Source organism: Pseudomonas sp. GL93, assembly GCF_003408955.1.
GTDB lineage: Bacteria > Pseudomonadota > Gammaproteobacteria > Pseudomonadales > Pseudomonadaceae > Aquipseudomonas > Aquipseudomonas paracarnis.
This window is the reverse complement of the sequence record NZ_NKRF01000046.1, coordinates 1-8,955: the sequence shown is the minus strand read 5'-3', so window position 1 is coordinate 8,955 and position 8,955 is coordinate 1. Positions and strand designations below refer to the sequence as shown.

Annotated in this window: 10 protein-coding genes; 5 read left to right on the top strand and 5 right to left on the bottom strand. The window is 62.1% G+C overall.

Features of this window, described 5'->3' with window-relative positions; genetic code table 11:
• Positions 1-152 precede the first annotated feature (152 nt).
• The gene (locus tag CER19_RS07695) at positions 153-644 is read left to right on the top strand and encodes a GNAT family N-acetyltransferase (protein WP_116665987.1); all 492 of its coding nucleotides are present in this window, start codon (positions 153-155) and stop codon (positions 642-644) included.
• Between the two features lie 42 nt (positions 645-686).
• Here CER19_RS07695 and CER19_RS07690 read toward each other — a convergent pair whose 3' ends face one another.
• A complete protein-coding gene (locus CER19_RS07690) occupies positions 687-1,880 on the bottom strand; it encodes a YgcG family protein (protein WP_116665986.1) in 1,194 nt (397 codons plus the stop codon).
• Positions 1,881-2,011: 131 nt separating this feature from the next.
• On the opposite strand from CER19_RS07690, the gene CER19_RS07685 reads away from it, so the two are divergent.
• Together CER19_RS07685 and CER19_RS07680 are read left to right on the top strand one after the other, a co-directional pair.
• Complete coding sequence (locus tag CER19_RS07685) at positions 2,012-2,827, top strand: alpha/beta fold hydrolase (RefSeq protein ID WP_116665985.1); 816 nt, start codon at positions 2,012-2,014, stop codon at positions 2,825-2,827.
• Positions 2,817-3,953: a PAS domain-containing sensor histidine kinase gene (locus CER19_RS07680; RefSeq protein WP_116665984.1), complete on the top strand. Its 1,137-nt coding sequence runs from the start codon at positions 2,817-2,819 to the stop codon at positions 3,951-3,953. The genes CER19_RS07685 and CER19_RS07680 overlap by 11 nt, the downstream gene beginning before the upstream one ends.
• On the opposite strand, the gene dapF is transcribed toward CER19_RS07680, so the two are convergent.
• On the bottom strand, positions 3,950-4,753 hold the full coding sequence (gene dapF, locus CER19_RS07675; RefSeq protein WP_116665983.1) for a diaminopimelate epimerase: 804 nt from the start codon (positions 4,751-4,753) through the stop codon (positions 3,950-3,952). The genes CER19_RS07680 and dapF overlap by 4 nt on opposite strands.
• A gap of 159 nt (positions 4,754-4,912) precedes the next feature.
• On the opposite strand from dapF, the gene CER19_RS07670 reads away from it, so the two are divergent.
• Entirely contained in the window at positions 4,913-5,410 is a 498-nt protein-coding gene (locus CER19_RS07670; protein WP_116665982.1) for an AAA family ATPase, read from the top strand.
• Positions 5,411-5,517: 107 nt separating this feature from the next.
• On the opposite strand, the gene CER19_RS07665 is transcribed toward CER19_RS07670, so the two are convergent.
• From CER19_RS07665 to CER19_RS07655, 3 genes are read right to left on the bottom strand one after another with little or no spacing between them, the layout of a single operon-like run.
• Positions 5,518-5,928 carry an SRPBCC family protein gene (locus CER19_RS07665; protein ID WP_116665981.1) on the bottom strand — a complete coding sequence of 137 codons (411 nt, stop codon included), beginning with the start codon at positions 5,926-5,928 and terminating at the stop codon, positions 5,518-5,520.
• A 28-nt stretch (positions 5,929-5,956) separates the two neighbouring features.
• Entirely contained in the window at positions 5,957-6,754 is a 798-nt protein-coding gene (locus CER19_RS07660) for an SDR family NAD(P)-dependent oxidoreductase (protein ID WP_116665980.1), read from the bottom strand.
• An 11-nt stretch (positions 6,755-6,765) separates the two neighbouring features.
• Positions 6,766-7,776 carry an aldo/keto reductase gene (locus CER19_RS07655; protein ID WP_116665979.1) on the bottom strand — a complete coding sequence of 337 codons (1,011 nt, stop codon included), beginning with the start codon at positions 7,774-7,776 and terminating at the stop codon, positions 6,766-6,768.
• Positions 7,777-7,888: 112 nt separating this feature from the next.
• On the opposite strand from CER19_RS07655, the gene CER19_RS07650 reads away from it, so the two are divergent.
• Positions 7,889-8,785, top strand: coding sequence for a LysR substrate-binding domain-containing protein (locus CER19_RS07650; RefSeq protein WP_116665978.1), 897 nt, complete (start codon positions 7,889-7,891; stop codon positions 8,783-8,785).
• The last annotated feature ends 170 nt before the right edge of the window (positions 8,786-8,955 follow it).

Genomic DNA, 8,955 nt, shown 5'->3' with positions numbered 1-8,955 from the left:
CTCACAGGCGCCGCGTTCATTCTGGAAGCACGCGTTATCGTTGACGTTTTTCGCGAGCAAGCTCGCTCCTACAGTTTGAATGGCCTTGCGGTGCCAAAGGTGCAAGGTTTCTCTATGATGTGGCCTTTCACTGAAAATCTCTGGAACGGCCCATGCCCACCCTCACCCTGCGCAACGCCCAGCCCACCGACGCGGCACGCTGCTTTGAAATCGAAACCACCGCCTACGAGGGCGACGAAGCCGCAACGCTTGAAAAGATCGCCACGCGTATCGCGCAGTATCCCGAAGGCTTTTTGATCCTGGAGGAAGATGGCGCAGTGGTGGGGTTCATCAACTCGGGCTGTGCCCATGAGGTGGTAATGTCGGACGAGGCCTTCAAGGAGTTGGTGGGCCATGCGGCCGAGGCGCCGAATGTGGTGATCATGTCGGTGGTGGTCGACCCGGCCCATCAAGGCAAGGGCTATGCGAAAAGGCTGATGACTGAGTTCGTGCAACGCATGCAAGCAATGGGCAAGCGCACAATCCACCTGATGTGCAAGGAACAGCATGTGCCGTTGTACAAACGCATGGGTTATACCTATGTACGACCTTCGCCGTCGGAGCACGGCGGTATGGCGTGGCATGAGATGGTGTTAACGGTCTGACACCCCCGGTAAGCCGGATGCTCAGTCTAACCGCTGGATTGCTCACCAGCTTCCGGAAGCCCCACCGCCACCACTGGAACCGCCGCCGCCCGACGAACCGCTGCTGGAGCTGGAGCTGCTGGAACTTGAACTGGACCCACCGCCCGAGCCTGAGCCCTCGCCAACCTTGCCAAAGATAATCAGCGCAACAAACGATGCGATAGGAAATGCCAGCAACCAGGCGTCGCGATCGCCGTCCATCACCTGCCCCGCCACCCCGTACACGGCCACCGCCGCCAGCAGTCGTACGGCAAAACCTGCGCGGCTGGTGCGCCATGTCTCCCTCATGAGCAGCACCAGCACCAGGTACAACCCCAGCACCACCAAGACGCCCAGGGGCCACAGTAGCCAATGGATGAAACTGACGTCCACATACTGGTTTGCTACTACCAGTCCGAGGATATAAGCCAACAACCCGATCACGCCGTAAAACAGCGTGCGCACCTGCCACAACGCGCCGAATATCGCGCCGCCAATCAACAACATCAGCGGCATTACAAACAGGAACATCGGCCAATCCCGACCACCGGCCAGCAGCGTCAGCAACAGCGTGGCCGCCACCGCGATGATCAAGGCTCTGCGCCAGTGCAACTTGCCGGCGGCGATCAGCGTACCGGCGAGCGCCCCCAGGACAAACGCCGCCAATATCGCGAAAAATTGCGGGTTGATCCCCGGCCCGGCCACTTCAGGCAGGTCGCCGCCGTCCACCAGTACCACCAGCGCGCTCACGCCTTGCTGGATGCCACCGGCAAAATCGCCCTGACGAAACGCTGGAGTGAGGCGTTCTTCAATGATGCGATGGGCCAGTAGATCGGTAACGATGCCTTCCAGGCCATAACCCACCTCGATGCGCACTGTGCGGTCGGCTTTGGCCACCACCAGCAGGATGCCGTCGTTGACGTCCTTGCGCCCCAGCTTCCAGGCGCGAAACAGTTGGTTGGCATAGTCTTCGATGCCACTGCCGCCGGTGGTCGGCACCAGCAATACGGCCACTTGCGCGCCTTTGCGTTGTTCAAGGTCGGCGAGTTGTTGCTTGAGGCGCAGCACGGTGCCCGAGTCGAGGGTGTTGGTCAGGTCAATGACCCGCTGATCTAGCGCAACCCCAATGGGCGAGGTGTCCGCATGCGCGGCGATAAACAGGCTGGAAAATACCAGGGCCAGTAGGCTGAACACCGATTGCCGCACAAGCACGATCATGTATGGTTACCTGAAGTCTCTCCCTGAAGGCGCCGACTTTACCTTATCTGCACCCAAACGCGTGACCCAGGGCCTGCGACTATCTAAACTGCCGCTAAGCTGCATAGCAATTAGCCATCCACGAGAACCCCATGGACCTACGTCACCGCAACAATGTACATGTGATGGGCAACGGTCCCTCGACGCTGGTGTTTTCCCACGGCTTTGGTTGCAACCAGGCCATGTGGGATGCCCTGGCACCGCACTTTCTCGAGCGCTTTCGCGTGGTGCTGTATGACCTGGTCGGCGCCGGCCTGTCGGACTTGAGTGCGTTCGACAAAGCCAAATACAGCCGCCTGGATGGCTATGCCCATGACCTGAACGAGATTATCGACGCCTACGCCCAAGGCCCGGTGGTTCTGGTGGGCCACTCGGTCAGCGCGATGATCGGCACCCTCGCCGACCGTTTCATCCCGCAGCGCATTGCCGCGCACGTGATGATTGGCCCATCGCCACGCTATATCGATACCGAGGAATATGTCGGCGGTTTCAAGCGCGACGACATCGACGACCTGCTCGACACCCTCGACAGCAACTACCTGGGCTGGTCCAGCGCCATGGCTCCGGTGATCATGGGCGCCCCGACGCAGCCGCACCTGAGCGAGGCGCTCACCGACAGCTTCTGTCGCACCGAGCCGGACATCGCCAAGCAGTTCGCCCGCGTGACCTTCCTGTCGGATAACCGCCAGGATGTATGCGGCCTGACCACCCCGGTGCTGATCCTGCAATCGACCGACGACCTGATCGCCCCCGTGGCCGTGGGTGAATACCTGCACGCCGTATTACCTAACAGCACTTATTGCCTGGTCGAGAATGTCGGCCATTGCCCGCATATGAGCGCCCCCCAGGCGTGTGCCACGGCGATGGACCGGTTCCTGGCCCCCTGGGCAGCTGCTAATGCCCGTTGACCCGCTGTTTGACAGCGCGGCCTGTGCCCTGGCGGTGACCCAGGAAGATGGCACGATCCTGCACGTCAACCCGCGCCTGTGCGATTGGCTGGGCTTCACGGCGGCCCAACTGCGGGGCCGGCGTTTCCAGGACCTGTTGGCCATGGGCGGGCGGATTTTTTACCAGACGCACCTGGCGCCAATGCTGCGCATGCACGGCAGCGTCACCGAGGTGAAACTCGACATCCGCCATTGCAACGGGCACAAAGTCACGGTCTTGCTCAATGCCAACCGGCGCCAGCAGCCGGATGGCGTGGTGTATGACCTGGCGCTGTTCGGCACCACCGATCGTGACAAGTACGAGCGCGAACTGCTCAATGCCCGTAAGCAGGCCGAAGCCCTGCTGCAGGAAAAAACCGCCACGGAGCTGGCCCTGCAACAGGCCCAGGCCGAGCTGAGCGAGGCCTACGCCATTGCCCAGCGCCGGGCGTTGTTTGCCGAACAGATGGTGGCGATTGTCAGCCACGACCTGAAAAACCCTCTGACTGCGATCCGCATGGCCGCCGACTTTCTCCAGCGCGGCGAGCGCACGGCCAAGGAACGCCAGCTACTGGGGCATATCGGCCAGTCATCCGAACGCGCCCATCGCATGATCGCCGACCTGCTGGACTTCACCCAGGCCCGGGTCGGCCAGGGCATCACCATCAAACCGCAACCGCTGGACCTGCATGGCGTTATTCATCGCAGCGTCGACGAACTGCGGGTGGCCTTCCCCAAGGCCACGCTGGTGCATCACGCCGAGGGCCAGGGCGACGCGTGCCTGGACGCCGACCGCGTGCAACAGATGATCGGCAACCTGGTGGCCAACAGCGTGGCCTATGGCGACTTGTTGCAGCCGATCACGATCACCTCGCGCCTGGGCGACAACACCTGCGCGGTCGCAGTGCACAACCACGGCCTGGCGATTCCCCAGCCCCTGCTGGCCGGGTTGTTCGAACCCATGACCCGCGGCACCGACCAGGGCAGCGATGTGCGCAGCGTAGGCCTGGGCCTGTATATCGTGCGCGAACTGGCCAAAGTACATGGCGGCGACGTGGTGGTGAGTTCCTGTGCGAGCGCCGGCACCACGTTTACCGTGAAGTTCTAGTCCAGGTACGCGGTGCCCTGCATGATCGGCTCGACATGGCCGGTCAATATCACGCCGCCCTGCCCGTCCCATTGCACCGTGACCGCGCCACCGTCGCACTGGACTTCCACACGCTCATCGAGCAGCCCTCGCCGGATGCCGTTGACGACCGCCCCGCAACAGCATGAACCGGACCCCAGCGGCACACCGCCACCACGCTCCCAGATACGCAGGCGGATATGGCCGCGGTCCAGTACTTGCACGAAATGCACATTGGTCCCGGCCGGAAACAGCGGGTGAACTTCCAGGGTCGAGCCCATGGCCTCAATATCGAGCGCAGTCACATCCTCTACAAAAAACGTGCAATGCGGGTTGCCCATGCTGCACGCTGCCGGCTGACCGTCGATAGGCAACACGCAGGTGTCCATCGCCTTGGCCAAGGGTACAGACGCCCAGTCCAGCGAGGGTGCGCCCATGTCCACCGACACCCGCTGCCCATCAGCACGTGTGCACGTCAGCAAACCGCGGTCGCTAAGCAGCACGATGGTCTCGGCGCCTGTCTCATGCATCAGGCGATCGGCCACGCCACGAGTCGCGCTGCCGCAGGTTTGCAGGCGTGTTCCGTTCGAGTTCCAGAACTGAACGCGCGCGGCGGCCTGCTCACAGTCGAGCACCACCGCCAGTTGATTGAAACCGATGCCGGTGCGGCGGTTACCGAGGTAGCGGGCAATCTGCGCAGTAATGGGGTTATCCTCGCCACGGCGGTCGATGATAATGAAGTCGTCGCCGTGGGCGTGCATCTTCACGAACGGCAGGGTCATGGGCGCTCCTGTGGGTGAAATGAGTCGAGCGGTTCTAATACCACTGTAGGAGCGAGCTCGCTCGCGAAAAACTCACAGGCACCGCGTTTATTCAGGCAGTACGCGTTTTTGTTGGCGTTTTTCGCGAGCAAGCTCGCTCCTACAGGGGGTTGAAGGGTCATGCTTATTGTATTCAGCGGCTTGCCCGGCAGTGGCAAGACCACGATTGCCAGGGAGCTGGCGCGACAGTTGGGCGCGGTTTACCTGCGTATCGATGTGATTGAGCAGGCGCTGCGGGAGGCTGCGGTGTTGGCGGGCGATGTGGGGGCCAGTGGCTACGCTGTGGCGAATGCGCTGGCGCTGAGTAACCTGCGCCTGGGGCAGCGGGTGATCGCCGATTGTGTGGACCCGGTGAAGGAAAGCCGCGATGCCTGGCAATCGGTGGCGACAGCCGCCGATGTGGCGCTGATCAATATCGAGGTGGTGTGTTCCGATCAGCAGGCGCATCGGCGTCGAGTCGAAGGCCGTGTGGGCGATATTCCCGGGCTGGTGCCACCGACCTGGGAATCGGTGCAGGTGCATGAGTATGAACGCTGGGAAGCGCCACCGTTCAGGCTGGATACGGCGCAGATGACGCCGGCAGAGGCTGTCGCGGCAGCCTTGCTCCATTTAGGCTAAAACCCACCTGTGGCGAGGAAGCTTGCTCCCGCTGGGGCGCGAAGCGGCCCCGCTCTTTGTGGGACTGCTACGCAGTCCAGCGGGAGCAAGCTCCCTCGCCACAATCCTTAGAAGTTACCGCGCAGCGCCTCAAGCCCGCCTTCGTAGACACCGGCAAACAATGCCTCTACTTGCGCATCGGTGGTACCCGCTGCCGGCGTGAACACGCCAGACCAGGTCACTTTCGCCGAGGTTTCCGTCAGCGCTTCAACCTGCAAGGTCGCCAAGTAAGCACTCACCGGAAACGGCGATGCTTCAATGGTGTAGCTGTAGGTGCGCGCCACGTTGTCGAAGGTCTGCAAACGCTCGACAATCGCGCCGCCGTCAGCGGTGGTCAGGTGACGCACACGGCCACCCTCGCTCGGCTCGCTCTTGGCAATCAAAGGCAGCCAGTCAGGCAGGCTGTTGAAGCCGCCAATCAGTTGCCAGACCTGGTCGGCCGGCACCGCAATTTCAATCACAGAAGACGCTGTTGCCACGATCAATACTCCAGTCAGGAAAAAAAAATCAGATTGCCATGCTGTCGACAACGCCACCGTCGACCCGCAGCGCGGCACCGGTCGTCGCCGAAGACAGCGGTGAAGCAATGTACGCCACCAGGTTCGCCACTTCATCCACATTGGCCGCGCGCTGGATGATCGAGGTGGGGCGCGCATGGCGCACAAATACATCCGCTTCGTCTCGGGCACTGCGCCCGGATTCGGCCGTGGCGTCCTTGAGCATGTGTTCCAGGCCATCGGTAAAGGTCGGCCCCGGCAAGATAGCATTCACCGTCACCCCAGTACCCGCCAGGCGCTTGGCCAGGCCGTGGGACACCGCCAGGTTGGCGCTTTTGGTCACCCCGTAATTGATCATGTCGGCCGGCGTCGCCACGCCGGACTCCGACGACACGAAGATCACCCGGCCCCAGCCCTGCTCGACCATACCCGGCACATAATGCCGCGCCAGGCGCACGCCGGAGATCACATTGACCTCATAGAAGCGCGCCCACTCACTGTCCGGCGCGTCGAAGAAATCCACCGCGTCGAAGATGCCCAGGTTGTTGACCAGGATGTCGGCGCGGGGTTCGGCGGCGAAGAGTTTCTGTGCACCTTCAACGGTCCCGAGGTCGGCCACTAAACCACGCAGTTGAGCAGCGGGAACCGCCTGGCGAATGTTCGCCAAGGCGTCGTCCACCTTGCCTGCATCACGCCCGATCACCACCACCGTGGCACCGGATTGCGCCAGGGCCTGGCTGATGCCCAGGCCGATACCGGCGGTGCTGCCGCTGACAATAGCCACTTTGCCGCTTACATCAATCTTCATGCTCAAGCTCCTTAACGTGAGAGAGGCAAAGGTGCACGGTCCGAGATCAAGCGGGCCTCGCGCAACGCTTGCCAGAAGGCTGCTGGAATCTGTTCAGACAACGCCGCGACGTCTTCGGCAATCCGCCCCGGACGACTGGCACCGGGAATTACCGCCGCCACCGCCGGATGCGCCAGTGAAAACTGTAGCGCAGCGGCCTTGATACTGACGCCAAAGGCCTGGGCAATTGCCTTGATCTGCTCGACCTTGGCAATGATCGCCGGGCTGGCTTGCTGGTATTCAAAATGCGTACCGCCAGCGAGGATGCCGGAGCTGTACGGGCCACCGACGACGATCTCGACCTGCTGGGCGTGGGCCGCGTCCATCAGGCGCTGCAAAGCGCGGTCGTGGTCCAGCAGCGTATAGCGCCCCGCCAGCAGAAAACCGTCAGGCTGGGCTTCGGTCAGGTCCAGGGTCAATTCGCAAGGCTCGACACGGTTGACGCCCAGCCCCCATGCTTTGATCACACCTTGTTCGCGCAAACGGGTGAGTACTTTGAAGGCACCCGTGCGGGCCTGGTTGAAGTATTCCAGCCATTGGTCGCCGTAAAAATCCTGGGCAATGTCGTGAACCCACACGATGTCCAGGCGATCGGTTTGCAGGCGTGTCAGGCTGTCTTCAATGGAGCGCAAGGTGGCGTCGGCGCTGTAGTCATTGAGTATTTTGTTCGGGCGGCCGTGTTCGAATACGCCGCTTTTTTCGCCAAGGTCACGGGCGGTTTCTTCGACTTCATCGAGAATCACCCGGCCGACCTTGGTGCTGAGCACGTAGTCATCGCGGTGATAGTTGGACAGCGCCTGGCCCAGGCGAATTTCCGACAGGCCCGAGCCGTAGAACGGCGCGGTATCGAAGTAACGCACGCCCTGGCTCCAGGCGGCCTCGACGGTGGCCTGGGCTTCCTCTTCGGGGATCGCGCGAAACATATTGCCCAAGGGGGCGGTGCCAAAGCCCAGTGCGCCGGGCAGTGTGTCTTTCAAGCTCATGGTGGTTCCTTAATCGGTGCGAGGTCGCTATGACCGTTGAGCAGATGCTAGATTGCGCTGATCAGACCGTCCAAGACATACTGCGACCAACTTGAGTCCTTGCAGGTCTTACATGATTGATCTACGCCAGTTGCGCTACTTCGAAGTGGTGGCCGAAGAAGAACACGTCGGCCGCGCCGCCGAGCGCTTGCACATTTCCCAATCGCCCCTGAGCCGGCAGATCGCCCAGCTCGAAGAGCGCCTGGGCCTGACCCTGTTCGAACGCAGCCAGCAGCGCATCCGCCTGACCCGCGACGGCCAGACTTTCCTGGCCGAAACCAAGGCCCTGCTGACCCATGCCAACCGCCTGGAGTCCCTGGGCAAGCGCCTGGGCCGTGGCGAAGAAGGCGGCTTGTGCATCGGTTATATCGAAAACGCCATGCACGCCGGTGTCTTGCCCAACGCCTTGCGCATACTGCGCGACGATAGGCCCGCCGTGCATATCAAGCTGTATAACCTGCCCTCCCTGGAACAACTCGAAGGTTTGCGCCAACGCAGCCTGGACATCGCCCTGGTGGGCGAACCACCTGCCGCCGACGACCCGGACCTGACCGCCTGGCAAGTTCTCGACGACCCGATGCTGCTGGCTCTGCCCGAACAGCATCCGCTGGTTCAACAACATGAACTGTTGCCCGAACACCTGGCCGACCAACAATGGATCGGTGTGCAGCGCAAACCTGGCGCCAACCCGGCCGATGATTTCGTCGCTGCCTGCATCCGCGCCGGTTTCACCCCGCAGACTCCCATGGAGGCCAGCGAGCCCTTTACCGCATTGGGCCTGGTCGCGTCGGGGCTAGGAGTGGCGATGGTGCAAAAGGGCCTGAGCCGCAACGCACCGCCGGGCGTGGTGTTGCGCGAGCTGCCGTGGCTGGCCTACACCACACCGCTGTGGGCGGCATGGCACCGCGTCAACTTGAGGCCATTAGTGGAAACCTTTCGCAAGGTGCTGACCGAACCTGAGGCTATCTGACTGACGCCCTGCAGCTCAAATGTGGGAGCGGGCAAGCCCTAATGCCAGTCAGTTAAGCGTCATCGCCTTGTGTAGGGGCGAGCTTGCTCGCGAAAAACGTCAACGATAACGCGTGCTCGCTGAATGAACGCGGCGCCTGTAAGTTTTTCGCGAGCAAGCTCGCTCCTACA

Excerpts from the sequence above, each read along its gene's own strand:
- CER19_RS07695 (WP_116665987.1), top strand. The coding sequence starts at position 153 with ATGCCCACCCTCACCCTGCGCAACGCCCAGCCCACCGACGCGGCACGC.
- CER19_RS07690 (WP_116665986.1), bottom strand. The coding sequence starts at position 1,880 with ATGATCGTGCTTGTGCGGCAATCGGTGTTCAGCCTACTGGCCCTGGTA.
- CER19_RS07685 (WP_116665985.1), top strand. The coding sequence starts at position 2,012 with ATGGACCTACGTCACCGCAACAATGTACATGTGATGGGCAACGGTCCC.
- CER19_RS07680 (WP_116665984.1), top strand. The coding sequence starts at position 2,817 with ATGCCCGTTGACCCGCTGTTTGACAGCGCGGCCTGTGCCCTGGCGGTG.
- dapF (WP_116665983.1), bottom strand. The coding sequence starts at position 4,753 with ATGACCCTGCCGTTCGTGAAGATGCACGCCCACGGCGACGACTTCATT.
- CER19_RS07670 (WP_116665982.1), top strand. The coding sequence starts at position 4,913 with ATGCTTATTGTATTCAGCGGCTTGCCCGGCAGTGGCAAGACCACGATT.
- CER19_RS07660 (WP_116665980.1), bottom strand. The coding sequence starts at position 6,754 with ATGAAGATTGATGTAAGCGGCAAAGTGGCTATTGTCAGCGGCAGCACC.
- CER19_RS07655 (WP_116665979.1), bottom strand. The coding sequence starts at position 7,776 with ATGAGCTTGAAAGACACACTGCCCGGCGCACTGGGCTTTGGCACCGCC.
- CER19_RS07650 (WP_116665978.1), top strand. The coding sequence starts at position 7,889 with ATGATTGATCTACGCCAGTTGCGCTACTTCGAAGTGGTGGCCGAAGAA.